The organism is Stenotrophomonas sp. 82F1 (genome assembly GCF_056861525.1).
Window position 1 is genome coordinate 43,839 of record NZ_JBSPUD010000022.1, and the last position, 23,935, is coordinate 67,773.

A 23,935-nucleotide genomic window follows, 5' to 3' on the forward strand; every position below is an offset into this window, starting at 1 on the left:
GTGACTTGGGTGGCCTGTGGTGAAAGCCATAGGCCATTCCATACGGAGCGGATCGTGGCCCCCGCGGGCCGAGACCACCATTTGCACATCCATCTCGATGGAGAGATATACTACTAAGCACCCGCTGCCGCCGCCCGTGCCATGATCGCCATCAGCTTCGAGTTCTATCCGCCCAAGACCGACGAACAGCGCACCCAGCTGGACCGTGCCGCGGCCAGGCTGAAGGCGTATGCCCCCGAGTACGTGTCCTGTACCTTCGGCGCCGGTGGCTCGACCCTGAGCTACACCTCCGAGACCGTGCGCCATCTCAACCAGCACCACGGCTTCGATGCGGCACCGCATCTGTCCTGCGTGGGTGGCACCCGCCAGGAGATCCGCGAACTGCTCAAGCTGTACCGTGCCATCGGCTGCCGGCGCCTGGTCGCGCTGCGCGGCGACCTGCCGTCGGGCATGGGCTTCCCCGGCGACATGCGTTACGCCTCCGAACTGATCGCCTTCATCCGCGCCGAACACGGCGATGCCTTCCGCATCGAAGTGGGCGCGTATCCGGAAACGCATCCACAGGCGCAGGACGCCCTGCTCGACCTGAAGCACTTCAAGGCCAAGATCGACGCCGGTGCCGATGCGGCCATCACCCAGTACTTCTTCAACGCCGACGCCTACTTCCACTTCGTCGACGAAGTGCAGCGGCTCGGCGTGCAGGTGCCGATCACCCCGGGCATCATGCCGATCTCCAACTTCAGCCAGCTGCGCCGCTTCTCCGAACAGTGCGGTGCGGAAATTCCGCGCTGGATCAGCCGCAAGATGCAGGCCTACGGTGACGACGCCGAATCGGTGCGTGCGTTCGGTGCCGAAGTGGTGGCCAAGCTGTGCCAGCGCCTGGTTGAAGGCGGCGCACCGGGCCTGCACTTCTACACCTTGAACCTGGCCAAGCCGACGGTCTCGGTACTGACGCTGCTGCGCGGCTGAAAAGTACGCTGCGTTATCGCAATCGGCGCTACGCTGCGGCGATGAAGGTCGTCCTGTCCCTGTTGCTGCTCCTGCTGCTGCCCGGCGTCTGCGCCATCGCGCAGGCGCAGTCCACGCGCTTGAACCGCTGCACCGATCCGCAGGGGCAAAGTGTCTACACCGACCGTCCCTGCGACAGCCTGGGTGCGCAGTCCCGGCGTCCGCCGCCGGCGCCTTCCGGCAATACCCTGCAGCGCGACAGCCTCGGCAGCACCTGCCCACGCCGTTTGAGCGAACTGGTGCAGGCCTTGCACACGGCGGCCGCCGTCGGTGATGTGAACCGGCTCTCTTCGCTGTACCTGTGGGGCGCGGTGTCCGATGCGGGCGCTCAGCGGATTCTTGGCCAGCTGGAATCGGTGGTGCGGCGGCCGCTGGTGGACGTGGTGCCGGTGTATCCGCGGCAGGATCTGGACGAGGGCCAGGACATCGCCGCACAGGATTCGCAGACGGTGCCGGTAGCGGCTGCGCGGCGACATCCGGTCGGGTTGCGGTTGGAGCAGACCTTGCCAGGCAGCGCCACGCGCGCAGCGACCGTGCTTGGGCTGCGGCGGCAATATGGGTGTTTCTGGATTACGTTGTGAGCGGTGCTGCGGAACCGCCATCCACGCATGGCGTGGATCTACTGGTCGGCGCGTGGCGTGGGTCTGCTCATCCACGCATGGCGTGGATCTACTGCCTGCGGTGAGGGGTCGGATCCCTTTCCAGCGGAAAGGGCTCCGACCCCGGATTCGAGCGACGAGGTCAGAACCCCGCGTCGCGGGGATCCGACCCCGCGTATGGCGCTACGCCGGCCACAGTCCGCGGATGGCGGCGATACCCTGCCCGCCGTGACGGCGGGCCTCGGCGACATGCTGCGGTGTCATGCCGCCAAGCGCGTAGATCGGCAGCGAGACCTGCGCGCGCATCGCGGCGAAGGCTTCCCACCCCAACGGCGCGGCATCGGGATGGCTCGCAGTAGCCTGCACCGGCCCCAGCACCGCGAAGTCGCAGCCGAGCCGCTGTGCCGCCAACAGCTGTTCAAGGTCATGGCAGGAGGCGGCCACCAGTTGCCCGGCCGGCAGCGGCCGTTCCTGCAGTGACTGCAGCTGCTCGCTTCCCAGGTGCACGCCGACGCCGAGGGTGCGTGCCAGCTCGATATCGCGGTTGAGCAACCACTGCACGCCGCGCCGATGCGCGCGTACGGCCTGCTCGATCATGCCCTGCCGCTGCGGATGCTCGGCGGGCAGGCGCAGCTGGATGCGTTGCTGCCCCGAAGCGACCGCCTGCTGGAGCTGGCCGTGCCAACGCTGCAGGCCCCCCTCATCCCCCTCTGGTGCGGGGGTGATCAGGTAGCAGTCCGGCTGCCGCAGCACAGCCACCACCGGCAGGTCGGCCGGCGGCATGGAATAGCGGGCCAGCTTGTCCGGCGCCACCCAGGTGATGGCCTGGCCCTCGCGTCCACGCGGGCTGCCCTTCCAGCTGCGTACGTGCCGCACCTCCAGGATCAGGTCCTTGTCCGGGTAGCGCTGCGGCACGTCCATGATCCACTCACCGACCTCGGCCCCGATGCCCAGCTCCTCATGCAGTTCGCGCGCCAGCGCCTGTTCGGAGGTCTCACCGGGCTCGCGCTTGCCGCCCGGGAATTCCCAGAGGCCGGCCATGTCGCGGCTTTCGGTACGGCGGTTGAGCAGGATGCGGCCGCGGGCGTCGGTGATGACGGCGGCTACGACGTGGATCGATCGTTTCGGGGAAGGCATGGGGGGAGCATGCCGAAAACCGGGGCACCGGCGCAATCGCCGAACGCTTCAAGGCCCATAACAGGAAAGCCCCGCTTTCGCGGGGCTCTCCGGGGGTCAGCTCAGCTGGCCGTGGCAGTGCTTGTACTTCTTGCCGCTGCCGCACGGGCACGGGTCGTTGCGACCGATCTTCGGCTCGTCACGCTGCAGCTGGGCGGCCTCGACCTGCGCCGCTTCCTCATCGGCACTGTAGCCGCCTGCGTCCTGGTGCTGGAACTGCGACTGCTTCAGGCGGGCTTCCACCTGCTGGCGCTCGGCCGCTTCCAGTGCCTGCACTTCCTCGTCGCTGCGGATGCGCACACGAGCCAGCAGGGTCACCACTTCGCGCTTGACGTTCTCCAGCATGTCCGAGAACAGCTCGAAGGCTTCCTTCTTGTATTCCTGCTTCGGCTGCTTCTGCGCATAACCGCGCAGGTAGATGCCCTGGCGCAGGTAATCCATGCGCGCCAGGTGCTCCTTCCAGCTCTGGTCGAGCACGGTCAGCATCACGTGCTTCTCCAGCGCGCGCATGGTCTCTTCGCCCACACCCGCCTCCTTCTCGGCGAAGTGCTGGTTGATGCGTTCCTGCACCTTGGCGGTGATGCCTTCGGCATCCAGTTCCTCGTGCGACTTGACCAGATCGGTCAGCGACATGTCCACGCCGAAGTCCGACTGCAGGGTGGCCTCCAGGCCACGCAGGTCCCACTGCTCGTCCACCGAGTTCGGCGGCACGAAGCGGGCGACGATGTCGAAGATCACGTCGTCGCGGATGCCATCGACGTTGTCCTTCACCGACTCGGCGTCAAGCAGTTCATCGCGCTGGGCGTAGATCACCTTGCGCTGGTCGTTGTTGACGTCGTCGAAATCCAGCAGGTTCTTGCGGATGTCGAAGTTGTGGGCCTCGACCTTGCGCTGCGCCTTTTCAATCTGGCGGCTGACAAGGCGGTCCTCGATGACGTCGTCTTCCTTCATGCCCATCATGCGCATGGCCTTCTGCACCCAGTCGGAGGCGAAGATGCGCATCAGGTTGTCTTCCAGCGACAGGTAGAAGCGGGACGAGCCCGGGTCACCCTGGCGGCCCGAACGGCCGCGCAGCTGGTTATCGATACGACGCGATTCGTGGCGCTCGGTGCCGACGATGTGCAGGCCGCCCGCCGCCTTGACCGCGTCATGGCGCTTCTGCCACTCAGCCTTGATCGCCGCCTTCTGCTCGTCGGTCGCGCCTTCGCCCAGCTCGTGGATTTCCGCTTCCAGCGAACCACCCAGCACGATGTCGGTACCACGACCGGCCATGTTGGTGGCGATGGTCACGGCGGCCGGACGACCGGCGTTGGCGACGATGGTCGCTTCGCGGTCATGCTGCTTGGCGTTGAGCACTTCGTGCTTCACACCCGCCTTGCGCAGGTGCTCGGACAGCATTTCCGAGGTTTCGATCGAGGTGGTACCCACCAGCACCGGCTGGCCACGCTTGGCGCACTCTTCGATGTCGGCCAGCACCGCATTGAACTTGCCCTTGCGGTTGAGGAACACCTGGTCCGGGCTGTCCTTGCGGATGGTCGGGCGGTTGGTCGGGATCACCACCACTTCCAGGCCGTAGATGCTCTGGAATTCGAACGCTTCGGTATCGGCCGTACCGGTCATGCCGGACAGCTTCTTGTACATGCGGAACAGGTTCTGGAAGGTGATGCTCGCCAGCGTCTGGTTCTCGCGCTGGACCGGCACGCCTTCCTTCGCTTCCACCGCCTGGTGCAGGCCGTCGGACCAGCGGCGGCCGGCCAGGGTACGGCCGGTGAATTCGTCGACGATGACCACTTCGCCATCGCGCACGATGTAGTCCACATCGCGCTGGTAGATGGCGTGCGCGCGCAGGGCGGCGTTGAGGTGGTGGACCACGGTCAGGTTCTGCGCCGCGTACAGGCCTTCGGTCTCGGCATCGAGGATGCCCGCTTCGACCAGCAGCTGTTCGGCGTGCTCCATGCCCGCTTCGGACAGGTGCACCTGCTTGCCCTTCTCATCGACCCAGAAGTCACCCTCACCGTCTTCCGCTTCCTGCTTGACCAGGTTCGGCACGATGCGGTTGACGCGGATGTACAGCTCCGGGGAATCGTCGGCCGGGCCGGAGATGATCAGCGGGGTACGTGCTTCGTCGATCAGGATGGAGTCGACTTCGTCGACGATGGCATAGTGCAGGCCGCGCTGGTAGCGGTCGGCCTTGGACAGCGCCATGTTGTCGCGCAGGTAGTCGAAACCGAATTCGTTGTTGGTGCCGTAGGTGATGTCCGAACCATAGGCTTCGCGCTTGTCGCTGTGCGGCATGCCCGGATAGACCACGCCCACGCTCAGGCCCAGCCAGTTGTACAGCTTGCCCATCTGCGCGGCATCGCGGCGGGCCAGGTAGTCGTTCACGGTGACCACGTGCACGCCCTTGCCTTCCAGCGCGTTGAGGTACACCGGCAGGGTCGCCACCAGGGTCTTGCCTTCACCGGTGCGCATTTCTGCGATCTTGCCCAGGTGAAGCACCATGCCGCCGATCAGCTGCACGTCGTAGTGGCGCATGCCCAGCACGCGGCGACCGGCCTCGCGGCAGACCGCGAAGGCTTCCGGCAACACCTTGTCCAGGGCTTCACCACCGGCGATGCGCTGCTTGAACTCCGGCGTCTTGGCCTGCAGCTGCTCGTCGGAAAGCTTCTCGATCTCCGGCTCCAGCGCATTGATCTTGGCGACGATGCGGTTGAGCTGGCGCAGCTGTCGTTCATTACGACTGCCAAATACGCGGGTAAGCAGGCTGTTGATCATTGAAGGAACCGGGTTGGATGGGAATGCCGCACGGCTCCGGGAGGATCCGTCCGCCGCAAACGAAACAGGGCGCCTGGCGCCCTGTCGATGGCAACACCCATTGTAGCTTGGGATGGGCGGCAGGGGTTTCAACCCTTTGCGGTCGTCCAGGCGGCCGGGACCGGGGTCCTGGCGGCCGCGCTTCGCGCTCGCGGGGCATGGCCCCGCGCTACCGCCGGGATCCGACGGCGTCCCGGTAGCGCCGGACCACGCCCGGCGTTGGAATCAACCGCGGGTGATGCGGCCGACCGGGGTATTGCCGCCATCGCCGAGGAACTTGCGCGGGTTGACCACGTTGCCGTTCTCCCACACCTCGAAGTGCACGTGGGCGCCGGTCGAACGACCGGTGGAACCGGCCTTGGCCACTTCCTGGCCGGCACGGACGAGGTCGCCGACCTTCACCACCAGGCGCGAGTTGTGCGCGTAGCGGGTGACGTAGCCATTGCCGTGGTCGACATCGACCACGTTGCCATAACCGCCCTTGACCCCGGAGAAGCTGACCACGCCATCGGCCACGGCCATCACCGGGTCACCGACGCGGGCGTGGAAGTCCATGCCCTTGTGGGTGGCGGCACCGCGACCGAACGGGTCGGCGCGGGTACCGAAGCCGGAAGTGACATAGCTGTTGCGGATCGGCATGCGCGAGGGCACGGCGTTCTGCTGCAGCTGGTGGTCGAACATCAGCGATTCCATCACCGACAACTGGCGGCCTGAAGCAGCGAAGCGCTGCTCCAGCACCTGTAAGTCGGCGTTGACGTCCTTCACCGGGATGTCGGCGGTCGGGCCGCCAGCATCGCCGTCACCGAGGCCGGGGGTCTCGTTGAAGTCGAATTCGCCGTCTTCCAGCTTGCCCATCTGGGTCAGCCGCTCGCCCAGGGCGTTCAGGCGGGTAGCCTGTGCCTGCAGCTCGCCGAGGCGGGCGGCCAGCGCGTTGACCTGGGTCTGCGCATCGCGCTGGACCTTGGCCAGCTCGGCCTCCTGGCGGTCGACCTTGGCCTGAAGGCGCGAATCATTGAGCGCACTGGCGCCAATGCCGCCGGCAAGGCCGATAATGCAACCTGCGCCGAGCACGCTGCCCAGCAGGGCTCGGGGGCGGTCCTCGAAGTAGAACCGCAAACGCGTGAGCGCCGATTTGGCCTGTCCTTCACGCGTTTTGATTACGATCTTTTTGAATGCCATCAGTGAGTTTTCATGTCTGAGCCGAAATCCAGCGTTCGTCCCGCATCCAGACCGAAACCGGCCCTGGATGTAGTGATGGCGGACAAAAGCGGGAACCCGCTGCGGCGTGCCCTATGGCTCGACGCGCTGGACCGTCAGTTGCGCCCCCAGTTGCCGCCACCTCTGCGCAGCCGTTGCCGGCTGGCCAATGTGGACGGGGAACACCTCGTTTTTCTCGTCGAGTCCCCGGTCTGGCATGCCAAGTTGCGGCTTGCCGAAGCCCAGTTGCTCGACGCGGCCCGGTCCATCGGGCTGAAGGCCACCAAGGTGACCGTCAAGACTGCGTCTCCCACTCCCACGCGCTCCCCAGCGCTCGACAACCGGAATGGACCCCACGCAGTTTCAGCCGCCACGCACAAAGGGCTACGCGACGCCTTGGCAGCTCTGCAGGACCTTCCTTCGAAACCGAAGCGGGAAACCTGAAAGCAGCGGAGCGTCCTGCTCCACTCCCCGTCGCGCGTGTCACCGCAGCGTGAAACATTTCGGGGGCCGGGTCGCATCCTAGCTGGCCCCGGTGGGGCAGTCGTTAGATTGTTGTTAAAACAACGTTAAATTCAGGCTTCCGATCCAACAGGTTCACAAAACCGTGACCTCGGCCCGGCCGTCGCGTCACCCGCTGCGCCACCGCCTCACGGAACCTCGGAAACGCAAACGCCGCCCTGGCAGGCGGCGCTTTTGCATTAAAATTCAATAGCTTGTGCGATCAGGCATAGGCCGGTGTGGCGTACACGACCGGGTCCGGCACCGCCGGCGAGTCGTAGGTGACCCATTCCCAGGCAGTGGCATCGGCCATCAGCGCCCGCACCAGCTTGTTGTTGAGCGCGTGGCCGGACTTGAAGCCCTCGTAGGCGCCCAGCACCTGGCCGCCGGCCAGATAGAGGTCGCCGATCGCATCGAGGATCTTGTGGCGCACGAATTCGTCGGCGTAGCGCAGGCCGTCTTCGTTGAGCACGCGGAACTCATCGAGCACGATGGCGTTGTCCATCGAACCGCCCAGGCCGAGGTTGCGCTCGCGCATGTATTCCAGGTCGCGCATGAAGCCGAAGGTGCGCGCGCGGGAAATTTCCTTGGTGTAGGCCATCGTCGAGAACTCGATTTCCTGGCGCGACTGCTTGGCCGGGATCATCGGGTGGTCGAACTGGATGGTGAAGCCCAGCTTGTACCCCTCATACGGGGTGAAGCGGGCCACCTTGTCGCCCTCGGTCACTTCCACGGTCTTCAGCACGCGGATGAAGCGCTTGGGCGCATCCTGTTCCACGATGCCGGCCGACTGCAGCAGGAACACGAACGGGCCGGACGAACCGTCCATGATCGGCAGCTCGGCCGAGGACAGTTCGACGATGATGTTGTCCACACCCAGGCCGGCCAGGGCCGACATCAGGTGTTCGACGGTCTGGATCTTGGCGTCGTTGCAGGTCAGGCCGGTGCACAGGGTCACTTCGGTGACCAGCTCGGCCTTGGCAGGCACTTCCACTACCGGGTCCAGGTCCACGCGCCGGAACACGATGCCATGGTTGACCGGCGCCGGACGCAGGGTCATGTAGACCTTGTCGCCGCTGTGCAGGCCTACACCGGTGGCGCGGATCGTGTTCTTGAGGGTGCGTTGCTGGATCATGGGGGACGACCGGAAGTGACACAGTAGATTAACACGCAGGGTCCCCTACCCTGACTGAAACGCCGGCAGGACACACCGGCGCGCCGGTGGGACGCGCGTAAAGCAGGGCGGCCGGGCCCATCCTGGCCCGGCGCCCGCGTTTTCAGGACATGGTGGCGCAACCCGGGGGGACAAGCCCCGGGCAGCGTCGATCAGTCCGCCTGGCGGCGCAGGAACGCCGGGATGTCCAGGTAATCGTTCGGCAGTTCCGCCGCGGCCGGGGCCGAGGAGGCCGGAGCCGACGGGGTGGAAGCTGCCACGCTGTCGCTGCTGGCCCGACGCAGGCCCAGGCCCATGCCGCCGACGGCCTTGGACACCGCATCACCGCCGTTGTCGAACTCGCCGAACTCCGGCTGGCCGGTGGTGGCGTTGCGGACCAGCTTGATCGGTGCACGCTCGCCCGGACGCTGGGTCTTGCTGGCCGAGACGCGGTTCAGACCCGTGGCGACCACGGTCACGCGCACTTCGTCCTGCATGTCCGGATCGAGCACGGTACCCACCACCACGGTCGCGTCTTCCGAAGCGAAGCCGTCGATGGTGCGGCCGATCTCGTCGAACTCGGCCATGGTGAAGTCGGCACCGGCGGTGATGTTGACCAGGATGCCGTTGGCGCCGGCCAGGTTCACATCGTCCAGCAGTGGGTTCTGGATGGCCGACTCGGCCGCTGCCTGCGCGCGGTCATCGCCGCGGGCGGTACCGGTACCCATCATCGCCAGGCCCATTTCGGACATGACGGTGCGCACGTCGGCGAAGTCGACGTTGATCAGGCCCGGACGCACGATCAGGTCGGCGATGCCCTGCACGGCGCCCTGCAGCACGTCGTTGGCGGCACGGAAGGCCTGGATCATGGTCGCGTTGCGACCCAGCACGGTGATCAGCTTCTCGTTGGGAATGGTGATCAGCGAGTCGCAGTGCTGGCTCAGTTCCTCGATGCCCTTCAGCGCGACCTGCATGCGGCGACGGCCTTCGAACGGGAACGGCTTGGTGACCACGGCCACGGTCAGGATGCCCATTTCCTTGGCCAGCTGTGCCACCACCGGCGCAGCGCCGGTACCGGTGCCACCGCCCATGCCAGCGGTGATGAACACCATGTCCGCACCCTGCAGCGCGTCCATGATGCGTTCACGGTCTTCCAGCGCAGCCTGGCGGCCGACTTCCGGATTCGCGCCTGCGCCCAGGCCCTTGGTGACATTGGTACCCAGCTGCAGCTGCAGCTTGGCACCACAATTCTTGATGGCCTGCGAGTCGGTGTTGGCGGTGATGAATTCCACGCCATCCACTGCCGAGTTGACCATGTGCGCCACGGCATTGCCGCCGCCGCCGCCCACGCCAACCACCTTGATCACCGCATTGGGTGCCATCTTTTCGATCAGTTCAAAATGCGCCATGTCCGTGTCCTCGTTGTATCCGCTTTCGATTGCATGGGCCTTCGGGCGTCCTGCCTTCGTGCTGCATGCCGTCGTTGCGGCTGTGTGGGTTATGTGTTGCCGGTGTTGCGTCGTGTTGCCGGTGTTGCAACCGGGCGAGCCCGGGTAGTGCAGGTCCCGCGTCAGAATTCGCCGCGGAACCAGGTCTTGAGTTTCTTGAACATGCTTCCGGCGCGGCCAGTCGGCAGCGACGGCCGGCGCGGATGCTCGATCTGGCTGCCCATCAGCAGCAGGCCCACGCCGGTGGCATGCACCGGGTTGCCCACCACTTCGCCCAGACCGGTGACGTGCTGCGGAATGCCCACGCGCACCGGCATCTGCAGCATTTCCTCGGCCAGTTCGACCACGCCTTCCATCTTCGAGGCACCACCGGTCAGCACCATGCCGGCGCGCACCAGTTCCTCGAAGCCGGAGCGGCGCAGTTCGGCCTGCACCATTTCGAAGATCTCTTCGTAGCGGCCCTGCACGGCCTGCGCCAGCGCGTGGCGCGGCATGCGGCGCGGCGGACGATCACCGACCGACGGCACCTGGATGCTTTCCTCGGCGGTGGCCAGCTGGGCCAGGGCACACGCGTAGCGCACCTTGATCTGCTCGGCTTCCGGGGTCGGCGTGCGCAGCATGTGCGCGATGTCGTTGGTCACGTGGTCGCCGGCGATCGGCAGCGAGGCGGTGTGGCAGATCGCGCCCTGCACGAACACCGCGATGTCGGTGGTGCCGGCGCCCATGTCGACCAGCACCACGCCCAGCTCGCGCTCGTCGGCGGTCAGCACCGCCACGCTGGAGGCCAGCGAGGACAGCACCAGGTCGTCCACCTGCAGGCCACAGCGCTGCACGCACTTGCTGATGTTGGCGGCGGCCGACTGCGCGCACACCACCAGGTGCGCATGCACCTCCAGGCGCACGCCGGTCATGCCGACAGGGTTGCGGATGCCTTCCTGCGAATCGTCCAGCACGTACTCGCGCGGGATCGCATGCAGGATCTTCTGGTCGGCCGGAATCGCCACCGCCTTGGCCGCATCGAGTACGCGATCCAGGTCGCCCCAGGTCACTTCGCCGTCACGGATCGGCACGATGCCGGGCGAATTCTTGCACTGCACGTGGTTGCCGGAGATGGAGGCATACACCGAGCGGATCTCGCAGCCGGCCATCAGCTCGGCTTCTTCGACCGCACGCTGGATCGACTGCACGGTCGATTCGATATCCACCACCACGCCGCGCTTGAGGCCGCGCGACTCGTGCGAGCCGATGCCGATCACCTCGATCGGGTTGCCCGGCGAATACTCGCCCACCAGCGCCACCACCTTGGAGGTGCCGATATCCAGGCCGACGATCAGCGATTTGTCACCCTTGCGATTCATGTTCTTTCCTGCGTCCTTCGTGCCGGGGTGCCCGGTGCATTGGCGGGGGCGGCCGGAGTGCCCCAGCTCAGCGTGAAACCATTGGTATATCGGAGGTCGGCGCGCTCGATCGGCGCGGCCTGGTTGGCCAGCTGCGGCAGCACGCGCACGAAGCGCTGCAGGCGCGAACGCGCATCGTCGCGGCCGACCACCACTTCAGTGCCGTTGCTCAGCAGCAGCGACCAGCTGCCGCGCGCGTCCATGGTCAGCCGGCGCACATCGACGCCAGCCGGCGCGAACAGCGCGCGCGAATCGTTGTAGAGCTTGACCACTTCCTCGGTCTGGCTGTCCGGGCCGTCCAGCTCGGGCAGCTGCAGGTCGGCCAGTTTCTTCGGCGTGGGGAACAGCTTGCCCTGCTCGGACAGCAGGCGACCTTCGCCCCAGCGCGCGAACGGCTTGTGCTCGACCAGCGTCACTTCCAGCACGTCCGGCCACTGCTTGCGCACCTGCGCGCTTTCCACCCACGGCAGTTTTTCCAGTGCGTCCTGCGCGTCCTGCAGCTTCACCGCGAAGAAGCCGGCATGTGCATACGGCAGCAGCACCTGCTGCAGCTGTTCCGGCGGTACCCGCTTGAACTCACCGTGCACGCGCAGCTTCGCCAGCGGCCAGCGCTCGGCGCCGACCCAGCCATTGACCACGGCCACCACCGGCAGTGCAACCACCGACAGGGCCAACAGCCAGACGAAGATGCGCAGCACCGCGTTCATGCGTGCGATGCCTCCAGGGTCTGTTCCAGCACGCGCCACACCAGCTCTTCGAAGCTGATGCCGGCCTGCCCGGCCGCCTTGGGCACCAGCGAGTGGCTGGTCATGCCCGGCGCGGTGTTCACTTCCAGCAGGAAGAAGCGGCCGCTGGTGCGGTCACGCATCACATCGACGCGACCCCAGCCACGGCAACCTGCGGCGCGGAAGGCCGCCAGCGCGATGCGGCGGATCTCTGCTTCGTCCTCACCGTCCAGGCCCGGGCACAGGTACTGGGTGTCTTCGGCGATGTACTTGGCGTTGTAGTCGTACCACTGGCCCTTGGGCACGATGCGGATCGACGGCAGCGCAACATCGCCGAGGATGGCCACGGTCAGCTCGTCACCCACCACCATCTGCTCCATAAGCAGCTGGCCGTCGTAGCGCGCGGCCAGGGCCACCGCTTCGTCCAGGCCGGCGTCGTCGGTGACCCGGCTGATGCCCACGCTGGAGCCTTCGTTGGCCGGCTTGACCACCACCGGCAGGCCGAGTTCGGCCGCCAGCGCGTGCACCGTGGAGGCATCGACCTTCCGATACTGCGGGGTCGGCAGGCCCAGCGACAGCCACACCTGCTTGGTGCGGATCTTGTCCATGCTCAATGCCGAGCCCAGCACGTTGGAACCGGTGTAGGGCACGCCGAAGGCGTCCATCAGGCCCTGCACGATGCCGTCCTCACCACCACCGTTGTGGCCGTGCAGGATGTTGAACACGCGATCAATGCCGCCGGCCGCCAGCGCCTTGGCCAGCGCCGGAATGCCATCGATGGCGACCGCATCGACGCCGCGCGACTGCAGTGCTTCGAGCACGTTGCGGCCCGAATCCAGCGACACTTCACGTTCGCTGGAGCTGCCACCGAGCAGCACCGCGACGCGGCCGAACACGGCCGGGTCGGTGCTGCGCAGCGGCGGGAAGGTCAGCGTGCTCACGCCTCGCCCTCCGCCTTGAAGCCTTCCACGGCAATGTGGCTGGCGACGGCGCCGATGTCGCCCGCCCCCATCATCAGCAGCAGATCACCGTCCTGCAGTACGTCCGGCAGCACGGTTGCCAGCTCGGACGCCTTGCCCACGACTACCGGCTCGCTGCGGCCACGCGCACGGATGGCGCGGGCCAGCGCATGCGAATCAGCACCGGCGATCGGCTCCTCACCGGCCGGATAGACCTCGCTCAGCACCAGTGCATCGACGCTCGACAGCACCGCGGCGAACTTGTCGAACTGATCGCGGGTACGGCTGTAGCGGTGCGGCTGGAAGGCCACCACCAGGCGCTTGTCGGCCCAGCCGCCACGCGCGGCAGCGAACACCGCTTCCAGCTCGCTCGGATGGTGACCGTAGTCGTCAATGATGCGGACCTTTGCACCCGTGGCGGTGGTCACTTCGCCCAGATCGTTGAAGCGGCGACCGACGCCCGCGAAGCTGGCCAGCGCACGCGCGATCGTGTCCGGAGACACGCCCAGCTGCCAACCCACCGCCGCAGCGGCCAACGCATTGAGCACGTTGTGCTTGCCCGGCAGCGCCAGCACCACTTCCTGGCTGGTGCCCTGCGGCAGGCGCAGGGTGAAGCGCATGCGCGAACCTTCCTGCACCACGTTCTCGGCGCGCACGTCGGCCTGCGGGCTCATGCCGTAGCTCATCACGTGGCGCGGCGTCTTGGCGGCCAGTGCGGCCACTTCCGGGTCGTCGATGCACAGCACTGCCAGGCCGTAGAACGGCAGGCGCTGCAGGAACTCGGCGAACGCCGCCTGCACGCGGGCGAAGTCGTTGCCGTAGTTCTCCAGATGATCGGAATCGATGTTGGTGATGATCGACATCAACGGGTTCAGGCGCAGGAAGCTGCCATCGCTCTCGTCGGCCTCGGCCACCAGCCACTGGCCACCGCCGAGCTTGGCGTTGGCACCGGCTGCCAGCAGCTGGCCACCGATCACGAAGGTCGGGTCCAGCCCGCCTTCGCTCAGCACCGCAGCGGTCAGGCTGGTGGTGGTGGTCTTGCCATGGGTACCGGCCACGGCGATGCCGCGGCGGAAGCGCATCAGTTCGGCCAGCATCGCCGCGCGCGGCATGATCGGAATGCGCTGGCTGCGCGCTTCCATCAGCTCCGGGTTGTCTTCGCGGATCGCGCTGGAGACCACCACGCAGTCCGTGCCCAGCACGTTGGCAGCGGAATGGCCGCGCATGATGCGCGCGCCCAGGCCGGCCAGGCGGCGGGTGGCAGTGTTGTCGGCGTTGTCCGAACCGGACACTTCGTAGCCCAGCGTCAGCATCACTTCGGCGATGCCGCTCATGCCGGTGCCACCGATGCCGACGAAATGCACGCGCGGGAACGCGCGCACCAGATCGTTGGTGTCATGCAGGCGGCGGATCATGCGCGGCCTCGCGCAGGGCAGGCGCTGGAGCGTGCCTTCTTCATACAGCTTCCTCGAGAATGATATCGGCGATGCGCTCGGCGGCATCGACCTTGGCCAGGGCACGCGCGGCTTGCGCCATCTGCATGCGGCGGGCGGGATTTTCGGACAGATCACGCAGCAGCGCGGCAATGCCGTCTGCCAGCGTTTCGTCCTGCTTCAGCAACACGGCCGCGTCGCGCTCGACGAGATACTCCGCATTGCGGGTCTGGTGATCGTCGACAGCAGCGGGGAATGGCACCAGCACGCTACCGATGCCGACCGCACAGAGTTCGGCCAGCGTGGACGCGCCGGAACGGCACACCACCAGGTCGGCCCAAGCAAAGGCTTCGGCCATGTCGGCGATGAACGGCGTCACGTCGCCCTGCACGCCCGCCTTGGCATAGGCCTCGACCGCTTCGGCATGCAGCTTCTCGCCGCTCTGGTGACGCACCACCACCGGCACCTGCGCACCGAGCGCGGCCAGTGCCTGCGGCACACCACTGTTGAGCGCGCGAGCACCCTGGCTACCGCCCAGCACCAGCAGGCGCAGCGGACCGCTGCGATCGGCCAGCCGCTGTTGCGGCGGCGCGACCGCGGCAATTTCGGCGCGCACCGGGTTGCCCACGAATTCCTCGCGTGCAGCGAAGGTGCCCGGGAACCCGGTCAGCAGGCGGCGCGCGTAGCGCGACAGGATGCGGTTGGTCAGGCCCGGCGCGCGGTTCTGTTCGTGCACGATCAGCGGCAGGCCGTGCAGGCGCGCGGCCATGCCACCGGGGCCGGACGCGAAGCCACCGAAGGCGACCACCGCACGCGGCTGGCGATCACGGATGATCAGGCCGGCGGCACGCAGCGCGCGCATCAGGCGCCACGGCGCGGCCAGCAGGGCCAGCTTGCCCTTGCCACGCAGACCAGTGATGGCCAGCGTATCGATGCGGATGTCGTGCTGCGGAACCAGACGGGTTTCCATGGCGCCATCAGCACCCATCCAGGTGACCGGCACGCCACGCGCGCGCAGCACGCGTGCCACGGCCAGGCCCGGGAAGATGTGCCCGCCGGTACCACCGGCCAGGATCATCACCGGCCGGGCGTTGTTCTGGACCGCGCTCATCCGAGCCTCCCGAAGGTGGGTTCGACGCGCGACTGCAGGCGGCTGGTGCCGCGCACGGCAGCCGACTCGGCAGCGGCCGGTTCGGCGGCCATCGGCACCTTCTTCGCCACCGGTGCGGCTGGCGCCTCGGCCGGAGCCGGGCCAGCAACGTCGTCGGCGGCGCCCATGCGCACGGCCTGGCGGCGCTCGGCACGCTTCAGCTCATACGACACGCGCAGCAGCAGGCCCATCGCCACGCAGGTCATCAGCACCGACGAACCGCCCGACGAAATCAGCGGCAGGGTCAGGCCCTTGGTCGGCAGGATGCCCAGGTTCACGCCGATCGAGACGAAGGTCTGCATGCTGATCCACAGGCCGATGCCGAAGGCGATGTAGCCGGAGAAGTGGCGCTTCATTTCCACGCAGCGCATGCCCAGCCAGAACGTGCGGCCGACCAGCAGCGCATACAGGGCCACGATGGTGCAGGTGCCGAGGAAACCGAATTCCTCGGCGGTGACCGAGAAGATGAAGTCGGTGTGTGCCTCGGGCAGGTAGTACAGCTTCTGCACCGAGTTGCCGAGGCCGACGCCGGTCCACTCGCCACGGCCCACCGCCATCAGCGCGTTGGACAGCTGGTAGCCGTCGCCCTGCTGGTCGGCCCACGGGTCGAGGAAGGAGGTGATGCGGCGCATGCGGTACGGCTCGATGATCGCCAGCGCGCTCATGCCCACCAGGCCGATCACCACCGGCATCGACATGCGCGGCATGTTCACCCCGCCCAGCACCAGCATGCCGGCGGTGATCGCCAGCAGCAGGGTGGACGAACCGAAGTCGGGCTGCAGCAGCAGCAGCACCACCAGCGCACCGGCCACGCCCAGCGGCTTGAGCATCGCCGGCCAGGTGGCGTTGACCTCGTCGCGGAAGCGCACCAGGTAGCTGGACAGCCAGACGATGTAGAGCACCTTCACCGCTTCGACCGTCTGGAACTTGGAGATGCCCAGGTTGATCCAGCGGCGGGCGCCGTTGACGCTGCTGCCCAGGCCGGGGACGAACACCACCACCAGCAGCGCGAAGCAGCCCAGCAGCAGCATCTGGTTGTACTGCTCGATGGTCTTCAGCTCGGTACGCGCGGCCATGATCGCCAGCACGATGCCGACCGCCAGGAAGATCAGGTGGCGGTTGAGGTAGTAGAACGGGCTGCTCATCAACGCGATCGAACTGGACGCGACCATCACCACGCCCAGCCCGGTGAGCGCGATCATCGCGCCGAGCAGCCACTTGTCGTAGCTGCCACCGATGGCCTCAAGGCGTGTTGCCTGGTGCGACAGGTCATTCATCAGCGTACCTTCAACGTGGCCAGGCCAATCAGCACCAGCACGACGGAGATGATCCAGAAGCGCACGATCACGCGCGGCTCCGGCCAGCCCTTCAGCTCGAAGTGGTGGTGGATCGGCGCCATGCGGAACACGCGCTTGCCGGTCAGCTTGAACGAGGCGACCTGGATCATCACCGACAGCGTTTCGATGACGAACACGCCGCCCATGATCACCAGCACCAGTTCCTGGCGGGTGATCACCGCGATGGTGCCCAGCACCGCGCCCAGCGACAGCGCACCGATATCGCCCATGAACACCATGGCCGGATAGGTGTTGAACCAGAGGAAGCCCAGCCCTGCGCCAGCGATTGCCGCGCAGATGATGACCAGCTCACCGGCGCCCGGAATCTGCGGGATCTGCAGGTAGTTGGCGAACACGGCGTTGCCCGAGGCATAGGCGAACACGCCCAGCGCGCAGGCCACCAGCACGGTCGGCATGATCGCCAGCCCGTCCAGGCCGTCGGTCAGGTTGACCGCGTTGGAGAAGCCGACGATCCAGAAATAGGCGATGGCCACGAAGCCGATGCCGGCCAGCGGCAGCGCCACCGACTTGAACATCGGGATGTAGAAGGTCAGCGCCGCCGGCACGTCGGCGGTCTGGAACAAGAAGATGCCTGCAGCCAGGCCGAAGATCGACTGCAGCAAGTACTTCCAGCGCGACTTCAGGCCGTTCGGGTCGCGGCGGACGATCTTGATCCAGTCGTCGTACCAGCCGATGGCACCGAAGCACAGCATCACCGCCAGCACCAGCCACACGTAGCGGTTGCGCAGGTCGGCCCACATCAGCACCGACAGGGTGACGGTGAGCAGGATCAGCGAACCGCCCATGGTCGGCGTACCGGCCTTGGAGAAATGGGTCTGCGGACCATCGGTCCGGATCGGCTGGCCGCCCTTGAACTGGGCAAGCTTGCGGATCATCGCCGGGCCGAGCCACAGCGACAAGAACAGCGCCGTCAACGCGGCAAGGATGGCGCGGAACGTCTGGTAGTTGAACAGCCCGAACAGGCTCTCCAACTGCTGCAACCATCGAGCCAGTTCATACAACATGCGGGGATTCCTCTCCTTGCGCCAGCAGCGCTTTGACAATCGTGTCCATGGCGCTGCCACGGGAACCCTTGACCAGGCAGCGCACGCCGGCGTGCAGCTCGTCCTTCAGCGCCTGCGACAGCGCGTCATGGGTGGTGAAATGACGTCCGCCCTCGCCAAACGCGGCCGCAGCGGCAGCGCTGAGCGGACCCAGCGCATACAGGCGCTTCAGGCCAGCAGCGCGTGCACGCAGGCCGGCCTGCGCATGCAGCGCCTCGGCATCGGGGCCGAGTTCGCGCATGTCGCCCAGCACCAGCCAGCCCTCTTCCGGTGCGGCGGCCAGTGCGTCGATGGCGGCGGCCAGCGAACCGGGGTTGGCGTTGTAGCTGTCGTCCACCAGCACCGCGCCGTTGTGCAGCTGATGGGCGATCTGGCGGCCCGGCACCGGCTGTGCTTCGGCCAGGCCGGTAGCCACCAGTGACAGCTCGATGCCAGCGGCAAGCGCCAGGCTGGCGGCGGCCAGTGCATTGCTGATGTTGTGGCGACCCGGCAGACCCAGCACCACGCCCGCCTCGCCCATCGGCGTGACCAGGGTGAAGCGGCTGCCCTGCGCACCGGCGCGGATGTCGCGCGCGGTGACGTCGGCGGTGTGTTCCAGGCCATAGCGCAGCACCCGGCAACGTGCCGGGGTACCGATGAAATGCTGTTCGAACCAGCGCCCGTAGGCGTCATCGACATTGATCACGGCCACGCCATCGGCCGGCAGTGCGGCGTAGATCGCGCCCTTGGTCACGGCCACGCCGAGCAGGCTGCCCATCCGCTCCAGGTGGGCCGGGGCGATGTTGTTGACCAGGGCATAGCGCGGGCGCGCGATGTCGGTCAGGTAAGCGATGTCGCCCGGCTTGCCGGCGCCCATCTCGTAGACGGCATAGTCGGCATCTTCCGGTGCGTCGATCACTGCCAGCGGCAGGCCGATCTCGTTGTTGCGGTTGCCCGGGTTGGCATAGACCACCTTGTGCGCGTGCTGGGCCACCTGCTGCAGGATCGCCAGCAGCAGGCTCTTGACGCTGGTCTTGCCGTTGCTGCCGGTGATGGCGAACAGTTCGGTGGCACGGTCGCGCTGCATGCCGGCGGCGATCTTCGCCAGCGCGCGCTCGCTGTCGGCCACCAGCACCTGCGGCAGGTCCAGCGGCAGCAGGCGCTCGACCAGCAGCGCGCTGGCGCCTCGTGCCTGCGCATCAGCGGCGAAGTCATGGCCGTCGAAGCGTTCGCCACGCAGCGCCACGTACAGGCTGCCCGGGCCAAGGCTGCGGGTATCGTTGCTGATGGCATCGATGGCTACGTCGTCGCCGTGGATCTCGCCACCGGCCCAGTGGGCGATCAGCGAAAGCAGGGTGCGCTTCATGCCGCGCCCTCCCCGGCCTGCGGGCCCTCTTCCGCGTCCTGCGGCCGGGCCACTAGCGCATCCATGCGCGTCGCTGCTAGAACGCCGGTCTTGGCGGCCAGTGCCGCGGCGGCCACTTCGGTGTCGTCGAAGTCATGGCGCACGCCATTCACTTCCTGGTACGGCTCATGGCCCTTGCCGGCAATCAGGATGATGTCGCCGGCACCGGCGCGCTTCACCGCCAGGCCGATCGCACGCGCGCGGTTGCGCTGCACGGTCACGGTGGAGGCATCAGCGAAGCCGGCCAGGATGTCGGCCACGATCACGTCGCCATCTTCGCCACGCGGGTTGTCGTCGGTGACGATGACCTGGTTGGCCAGACGTTCGGCAATCGCAGCCATCTGCGGACGCTTGCCGGTATCGCGCTCGCCGCCACAGCCGAACACGCAGAACAGCGTGCCCTGCAGGTGGCCGTGCAGGCTGTCCAGTGCCTGTTCCAGCGCATCGGGAGTGTGTGCGTAGTCGACCACCACGGTCGGCAGGCCGTCCTCGCCGCCGAGGCGGTTCATGCGGCCACGGATCGGCTGCAGCGCCGACAGCACCTCGGCAATGCGCGGCAGCGGATGCCCCAGCGCATGCAGGCTGCCGGCCACGGCCAGCAGGTTGTCCACGTTGAAGCGGCCCAGCAGCGGCGACTGCACCGCAGCGCGCTGGCCGTCGATGATCAGCTCGAAACCGATGCCGCGGCCATCCAGCTGCAGCGCTTCGGCGCGCACGCTGGCGCCGTCGGCACCGCGCGAGCTCAGGCCGATCGCCTGCACGCCCGCCGGCAGGCCGGCGAACAGCTGGCGACCGAACGCATCGTCAAGATTGATCACCGCGGCCTTCAGGCCCGGGCGGTGGAACAACCGCGCCTTGGCCGCGCCGTAGCTGGCCATGTCGCCGTGGTAATCGAGGTGATCGCGGGTGAGGTTGGTGAACACCGCCACGTCGTAGTGCACGGCATCCACGCGGCCCTGGTCCAGCGCGTGCGAGCTGACTTCCATCGCCACCGCACGCGCGCCGTCGTCGCGCAGCTGTGCCAGCAGCGCATGCATCTGCAGCACCAGCGGGGTGGTGAAACCGGTCGGCTCGACCGCACCATAAAGTCCGGCGCCCAACGTGCCGATACTGCCACTGGGCGTACCGAGCAGATGCCAAGCCTGGGCCAGCAGCTGCACGGTGGAGGTCTTGCCGTTGGTACCGGTCACGCCAACCATGGTCATCGCCCGCGAAGGCGCGCCATGGAACTGGTCGGCCATCGCACCCAGCCGCGCACGCAGGTCCGGCACGGCGATGGCATCGGCCGGTGCAGGCAGTTCGGCGGGCGCCGGTGCTTCGAACAGGATGGCGCCAGCACCGGCTGCGCGCGCCTGCTCGACAAAGCCCAGGCCATGCGCGCCGAAACCGGCGATGGCGACGAAGGCATTGCCGGGGCGCACGGCACGGCTGTCCAGCACCAGGCCGGTCAGAACGGGATCATGGCCCGCCAGGGCCACGTCCGGAAGCAACTGCGAAAGCAACATCGAAGGGCTCATTGCGTGCCTCCCGTAGCGGGTGGCACATGGGATTGCGCGCTGGGCAGCGCGGCATCGAATTCAGCGGCGGCATCCGCCGGCAGTGCGGCTTCGGCCGGCGGCACCGGCAGCACCGAGGCCGAATGGCCGATCTTTCCGGACTGCTGGGCAGCCAGCCACGACTGCAGGTCGTCCAGCGGCACGTCCATCAGGCGCAGGGTGCCTTCCATCACGTTGTGATAGACCGGCGCCGACACCAGGCCGCCGTAGAACTTGCCGCCCTGCGGGTCGTTGATGACGATGACGGTGGCAAACCGCGGATTGGTGGCGGGCACCACGCCGGCGAACAGCGCGTTGTAGTGGCCACGCTCGTAACCACCGGGGCCGGTCTTGCGCGCGGTACCGGTCTTGCCGGCCACGCGATAGCCGAGCACAGCCGCCTGCTTGGCGCCGCCCTGGGTGACCACCGTTTCCATCATCGCCACCACCTGCTTGGCGACGTTCTCGTCGATGATCTGATGTGCCTCGTTGCGCTGGCCCTTGACGAAGGTCGGCGCGATCAACTTGCCGCCGTTGGCCAGCGCCGAATAGGCGGTGGCGATCTGCAGCGGCGTGACATTCAGGCCATAGCCGTAGGACATGGTGGTCTTGGTGGCACCGTCCCAGTTGGCCGGGCGTCGCACTACGCCACCGGATTCACCCGGGAAACCACTGTGCGGCACCGAGCCGTAGCCGAAGCGGCGCACGCCATCGTAGAACACCTGGTCCGGCATCTTCGCCGCGACCTTTGCCGCGCCGATGTTGGAACTGCGGGTGATCACGCCGGTGACGTTCAGCACGCCGTTGTTGCGCGGCACGTCGCGGATGGTGAAGCGGGCTACCTGCATGTAACCCGGGTTGGTGTCGATCACGGTGTCTTTGGTCACCACCCCGGCCTGCAGCGCGGTGGCGATGGTCAGCGGCTTCATCGTCGAACCCGGCTCGACCAGATCGGTCACCGCACGGTTGCGGCGCGTGTCCGGCACCGCGCCGTTGAGCGAGTTCGGGTTGTAGGTCGGCAGGTTGACCATGGCCAGGATCTCGCCGGTGGTCACGTCCATGATCACCATCGAGCCGCCGGCCGCCTTGTTGGCCACCAGCGCGTTGCGCAGTTCCTTGAAGGCCAGGTACTGGATGCGGCGGTCGATGCTGAGGGTAAGGTCCTTGCCCGGCTCGGCGGCACGCAGCAGATCGCTTTCGACGGTCTCGCCCTTGCGGTTGCGGATCACCCGCTTGCCGCCGGGCTTGCCACGCAGCCATTCGTCGAACGCCAGCTCCAGACCTTCCTGGCCGCGGTCGTCGATGTTGGTGAAGCCCAGCACGTGCGCCATCGCTTCACCCTGCGGGTAGAAGCGGCGGAACTCGCGCTGTGCCGCCACGCCCGGAATCTTCAGCGCGACCACGCGCTCTGCCTCGTCCGGATTGATCCGGCGGCGCAGGTACATGAACTCCTTGTCCGACTTCTGCGACAGGCGGCTGCTCAGTTCGTCCACCGACATGCCCACCGCCTGCGCCAGCTCGGGAATGCGCTCGGGCGAACGCAGCAGGTCCTGCGGGTTGACCCAGATCGAAGCGACCGGCGTGGACACCGCCAGCGGCTCGCCGTTGCGGTCGGTGATCATGCCGCGCGAGGTCTTGATCGGTAGTTCGCGCAGGTAGCGCGCTTCACCCTGGCGCTGGTAGAAGTCGCTGTTGATGATCTGCACGTAGGCGGCACGACCGACCAGCGACACCGAGCACAGGCCGAGTGCCAGGGCTACCCAGCGCAGGCGCTGGCGCAGGTTGAAGGCGTTGCGGGGACGGTTGCGGCCGGTCTTGCTCATGGGCGCACCACCACCACGTCGGCGGCCTCGGGGAACTTCATGCCGAGCTTTTCGCGGGCGATGCTGTCCACGCGGTTGGCTTCGGCCAGGGTCGCCTGCTCCAGCTGCAGGCGGCCGAATTCGATGTTCAGGTCATCACGCGCACGCTCGGCGCGCGACAGTTCAATGAACGTCTGCCGGTGACGGTGACGCACGAACACGACGCCGATCGCCGAGGCCACGGTGCAGGCCAACAGGATGATCAGCAGCAGCCGGCTCATGCATCGGCCTCCCGCTTCTGGGCCACACGCAGCACGGCGCTGCGGGCGCGCGGGTTCATCACCAGCTCTTCGTCGGTGGCCTTGATGGCGCCACCGATCAGGTCCAGCGTCGGCACGAATGCCTGCGCTTCGGGCAGCCGGCGGTTGGCCGGCGGCGCCTTGGCCAGGCGGTTCATGTACTGCTTGACGATGCGGTCTTCCAGCGAGTGGAAGCTGATCACCGCCAAGCGGCCACCGGGCTTGAGCCGCTGCACGGCCGCATCGAGTCCGGCTTCAAGATCGGCCAGTTCGCGGTTGATGTGGATGCGGATGGCCTGGAAGCTGCGCGTGGCCGGGTGGATCTTGTCCTTGCCACGCGGCATCACCGAGGCGATCAGCTCGGCCAGTTCTGCAGTACGCGAGAACGGCTGCTTGTCCCGGCGGGCCACGATGGCCTTGGCGATGCGTCGGCCCTGGCGTTCTTCGCCATAGGTCCACAGCACATCCATCAGCTCGCGCTCTTCCACGCGATTGAGCCACTGCGCAGCGCTTTCGCCACTGTCCGGGTCCATGCGCATGTCCAGCGGGCCATCCTTGCCGAAGCTGAAGCCACGCTCGGCGACATCCAGCTGCGGCGAGGACACGCCAAGGTCGAACAGCACGCCGTCCAGGCCTTCGGCGGTCTCGTTCCACTGCAGCAGCTGGGCGAAGCTGCCGCGGAAGATCGACACGCGCGGGTCCGGCGCGAAATCGCGCTCGGCAACGGCAATGGCTTCCGGATCCTTGTCCATGACCAGCAGGCGTCCCTCGGGACCGAGCTGGGTGAGCACGCCACGTGCATGACCGCCACGACCGAACGTGCCATCCAGATAACGTCCGTTTTCGATCACCCTCAGGCCTTCCAGGACCTGGGTGTACAGGACCGGCAGATGCACCGCCGGCGACTGCGACACCGGAAGGTGACCGGTCTGCGCTTCTGGGCGCATCCGGGCA

General features: G+C 67.0%; 19 protein-coding genes and 1 pseudogene. 3 read left to right on the plus strand and 17 right to left on the minus strand.

The genetic code is table 11. The features are described 5' to 3' along the window. Positions 1–141: 141 nt before the first annotated feature. Positions 142–969, plus strand: coding sequence for a methylenetetrahydrofolate reductase [NAD(P)H] (gene metF / locus AC13GI_RS17940; RefSeq protein ID WP_482996966.1), 828 nt, complete (start codon positions 142–144; stop codon positions 967–969). Between the two features lie 41 nt (positions 970–1,010). Beyond that, positions 1,011–1,589 carry a DUF4124 domain-containing protein gene (locus AC13GI_RS17945; RefSeq protein WP_482996967.1) on the plus strand — a complete coding sequence of 193 codons (579 nt, stop codon included), beginning with the start codon at positions 1,011–1,013 and terminating at the stop codon, positions 1,587–1,589. Positions 1,590–1,790: 201 nt separating this feature from the next. On the opposite strand, the gene AC13GI_RS17950 is transcribed toward AC13GI_RS17945, so the two are convergent. The 3 genes from AC13GI_RS17950 to AC13GI_RS17960 all read right to left on the minus strand — a co-directional run bounded on the left by AC13GI_RS17950 (position 1,791) and on the right by AC13GI_RS17960 (position 6,776). Beyond that, complete coding sequence (locus AC13GI_RS17950; protein ID WP_482996968.1) at positions 1,791–2,744, minus strand: Nudix family hydrolase; 954 nt, start codon at positions 2,742–2,744, stop codon at positions 1,791–1,793. Between the two features lie 96 nt (positions 2,745–2,840). Further along, on the minus strand, positions 2,841–5,558 hold the full coding sequence (gene secA, locus AC13GI_RS17955; RefSeq protein WP_099820293.1) for a preprotein translocase subunit SecA: 2,718 nt from the start codon (positions 5,556–5,558) through the stop codon (positions 2,841–2,843). Positions 5,559–5,822: 264 nt separating this feature from the next. Beyond that, complete coding sequence (locus AC13GI_RS17960; protein ID WP_099820294.1) at positions 5,823–6,776, minus strand: M23 family metallopeptidase; 954 nt, start codon at positions 6,774–6,776, stop codon at positions 5,823–5,825. 12 nt (positions 6,777–6,788) lie between these two features. Between AC13GI_RS17960 and AC13GI_RS17965 the strand changes: the two genes are divergently transcribed. Further along, positions 6,789–7,238 (plus strand): DciA family protein, encoded by a 450-nt coding sequence (locus tag AC13GI_RS17965; RefSeq protein WP_162292002.1) that lies wholly within the window; start codon positions 6,789–6,791, stop codon positions 7,236–7,238. Between the two features lie 280 nt (positions 7,239–7,518). Here the strand turns inward: AC13GI_RS17965 and lpxC are convergent, their stop codons facing one another. The 14 genes and pseudogenes from lpxC to rsmH form a co-directional block, all read right to left on the minus strand. Continuing rightward, positions 7,519–8,430 (minus strand): UDP-3-O-acyl-N-acetylglucosamine deacetylase, encoded by a 912-nt coding sequence (gene lpxC, locus AC13GI_RS17970; RefSeq protein WP_089238783.1) that lies wholly within the window; start codon positions 8,428–8,430, stop codon positions 7,519–7,521. A gap of 191 nt (positions 8,431–8,621) precedes the next feature. Further along, a complete protein-coding gene (gene ftsZ, locus AC13GI_RS17975) occupies positions 8,622–9,857 on the minus strand; it encodes a cell division protein FtsZ (RefSeq protein ID WP_025876577.1) in 1,236 nt (411 codons plus the stop codon). 161 nt (positions 9,858–10,018) lie between these two features. After that, entirely contained in the window at positions 10,019–11,254 is a 1,236-nt protein-coding gene (gene ftsA / locus AC13GI_RS17980) for a cell division protein FtsA (RefSeq protein ID WP_025876580.1), read from the minus strand. A gap of 68 nt (positions 11,255–11,322) precedes the next feature. Further along, positions 11,323–12,000 (minus strand): annotated as a pseudogene (locus AC13GI_RS17985) (cell division protein FtsQ/DivIB); the annotation flags it as partial. Next, a complete protein-coding gene (locus AC13GI_RS17990) occupies positions 11,997–12,959 on the minus strand; it encodes a D-alanine--D-alanine ligase (RefSeq protein ID WP_099820297.1) in 963 nt (320 codons plus the stop codon). The gene AC13GI_RS17990 and the pseudogene AC13GI_RS17985, both read right to left, overlap by 4 nt. Further along, positions 12,956–14,392 (minus strand): UDP-N-acetylmuramate--L-alanine ligase, encoded by a 1,437-nt coding sequence (gene murC / locus AC13GI_RS17995; protein ID WP_099820298.1) that lies wholly within the window; start codon positions 14,390–14,392, stop codon positions 12,956–12,958. Before murC ends, AC13GI_RS17990 begins: the two co-directional genes overlap by 4 nt. A gap of 40 nt (positions 14,393–14,432) precedes the next feature. Continuing rightward, on the minus strand, positions 14,433–15,521 hold the full coding sequence (gene murG, locus AC13GI_RS18000; protein WP_482996969.1) for an undecaprenyldiphospho-muramoylpentapeptide beta-N-acetylglucosaminyltransferase: 1,089 nt from the start codon (positions 15,519–15,521) through the stop codon (positions 14,433–14,435). Continuing rightward, entirely contained in the window at positions 15,518–16,837 is a 1,320-nt protein-coding gene (ftsW, locus tag AC13GI_RS18005; protein WP_099820300.1) for a putative lipid II flippase FtsW, read from the minus strand. The genes murG and ftsW overlap by 4 nt, the downstream gene beginning before the upstream one ends. Continuing rightward, entirely contained in the window at positions 16,837–17,922 is a 1,086-nt protein-coding gene (gene mraY / locus AC13GI_RS18010) for a phospho-N-acetylmuramoyl-pentapeptide-transferase (protein ID WP_025876592.1), read from the minus strand. The genes ftsW and mraY overlap by 1 nt, the downstream gene beginning before the upstream one ends. Then, positions 17,912–19,306 (minus strand): UDP-N-acetylmuramoyl-tripeptide--D-alanyl-D-alanine ligase, encoded by a 1,395-nt coding sequence (locus AC13GI_RS18015; protein ID WP_099820301.1) that lies wholly within the window; start codon positions 19,304–19,306, stop codon positions 17,912–17,914. The genes mraY and AC13GI_RS18015 overlap by 11 nt, the downstream gene beginning before the upstream one ends. Further along, positions 19,303–20,862 carry a UDP-N-acetylmuramoyl-L-alanyl-D-glutamate--2,6-diaminopimelate ligase gene (locus AC13GI_RS18020; RefSeq protein ID WP_482996970.1) on the minus strand — a complete coding sequence of 520 codons (1,560 nt, stop codon included), beginning with the start codon at positions 20,860–20,862 and terminating at the stop codon, positions 19,303–19,305. The genes AC13GI_RS18015 and AC13GI_RS18020 overlap by 4 nt, the downstream gene beginning before the upstream one ends. After that, on the minus strand, positions 20,859–22,703 hold the full coding sequence (locus AC13GI_RS18025) for a peptidoglycan D,D-transpeptidase FtsI family protein (RefSeq protein WP_099820302.1): 1,845 nt from the start codon (positions 22,701–22,703) through the stop codon (positions 20,859–20,861). Before AC13GI_RS18025 ends, AC13GI_RS18020 begins: the two co-directional genes overlap by 4 nt. After that, complete coding sequence (gene ftsL / locus AC13GI_RS18030) at positions 22,700–22,963, minus strand: cell division protein FtsL (RefSeq protein WP_025876599.1); 264 nt, start codon at positions 22,961–22,963, stop codon at positions 22,700–22,702. Before ftsL ends, AC13GI_RS18025 begins: the two co-directional genes overlap by 4 nt. Then, positions 22,960–23,928, minus strand: a complete 969-nt coding sequence (gene rsmH, locus AC13GI_RS18035; protein WP_482996971.1) for a 16S rRNA (cytosine(1402)-N(4))-methyltransferase RsmH — start codon at positions 23,926–23,928, stop codon at positions 22,960–22,962. Before rsmH ends, ftsL begins: the two co-directional genes overlap by 4 nt. Positions 23,929–23,935 lie beyond the last annotated feature (7 nt).

What these genes read in the sequence shown, in the direction of transcription:
- AC13GI_RS17965 (WP_162292002.1), top strand. Translation starts at nt 6,789, where the DNA reads ATGTCTGAGCCGAAATCCAGCGTTCGTCCCGCATCCAGACCGAAACCG.
- AC13GI_RS17960 (WP_099820294.1), bottom strand. Translation starts at nt 6,776, where the DNA reads ATGGCATTCAAAAAGATCGTAATCAAAACGCGTGAAGGACAGGCCAAA.
- AC13GI_RS18020 (WP_482996970.1), bottom strand. Translation starts at nt 20,862, where the DNA reads ATGAGCCCTTCGATGTTGCTTTCGCAGTTGCTTCCGGACGTGGCCCTG.
- murC (WP_099820298.1), bottom strand. Translation starts at nt 14,392, where the DNA reads ATGATCCGCCGCCTGCATGACACCAACGATCTGGTGCGCGCGTTCCCG.
- AC13GI_RS18025 (WP_099820302.1), bottom strand. Translation starts at nt 22,703, where the DNA reads ATGAGCAAGACCGGCCGCAACCGTCCCCGCAACGCCTTCAACCTGCGC.
- ftsZ (WP_025876577.1), bottom strand. Translation starts at nt 9,857, where the DNA reads ATGGCGCATTTTGAACTGATCGAAAAGATGGCACCCAATGCGGTGATC.
- ftsA (WP_025876580.1), bottom strand. Translation starts at nt 11,254, where the DNA reads ATGAATCGCAAGGGTGACAAATCGCTGATCGTCGGCCTGGATATCGGC.
- AC13GI_RS18015 (WP_099820301.1), bottom strand. Translation starts at nt 19,306, where the DNA reads ATGAAGCGCACCCTGCTTTCGCTGATCGCCCACTGGGCCGGTGGCGAG.
- ftsL (WP_025876599.1), bottom strand. Translation starts at nt 22,963, where the DNA reads ATGAGCCGGCTGCTGCTGATCATCCTGTTGGCCTGCACCGTGGCCTCG.
- lpxC (WP_089238783.1), bottom strand. Translation starts at nt 8,430, where the DNA reads ATGATCCAGCAACGCACCCTCAAGAACACGATCCGCGCCACCGGTGTA.
- rsmH (WP_482996971.1), bottom strand. Translation starts at nt 23,928, where the DNA reads ATGCGCCCAGAAGCGCAGACCGGTCACCTTCCGGTGTCGCAGTCGCCG.
- ftsW (WP_099820300.1), bottom strand. Translation starts at nt 16,837, where the DNA reads ATGAATGACCTGTCGCACCAGGCAACACGCCTTGAGGCCATCGGTGGC.
- secA (WP_099820293.1), bottom strand. Translation starts at nt 5,558, where the DNA reads ATGATCAACAGCCTGCTTACCCGCGTATTTGGCAGTCGTAATGAACGA.
- mraY (WP_025876592.1), bottom strand. Translation starts at nt 17,922, where the DNA reads ATGTTGTATGAACTGGCTCGATGGTTGCAGCAGTTGGAGAGCCTGTTC.
- AC13GI_RS17950 (WP_482996968.1), bottom strand. Translation starts at nt 2,744, where the DNA reads ATGCCTTCCCCGAAACGATCGATCCACGTCGTAGCCGCCGTCATCACC.
- metF (WP_482996966.1), top strand. Translation starts at nt 142, where the DNA reads ATGATCGCCATCAGCTTCGAGTTCTATCCGCCCAAGACCGACGAACAG.
- murG (WP_482996969.1), bottom strand. Translation starts at nt 15,521, where the DNA reads ATGAGCGCGGTCCAGAACAACGCCCGGCCGGTGATGATCCTGGCCGGT.
- AC13GI_RS17945 (WP_482996967.1), top strand. Translation starts at nt 1,011, where the DNA reads ATGAAGGTCGTCCTGTCCCTGTTGCTGCTCCTGCTGCTGCCCGGCGTC.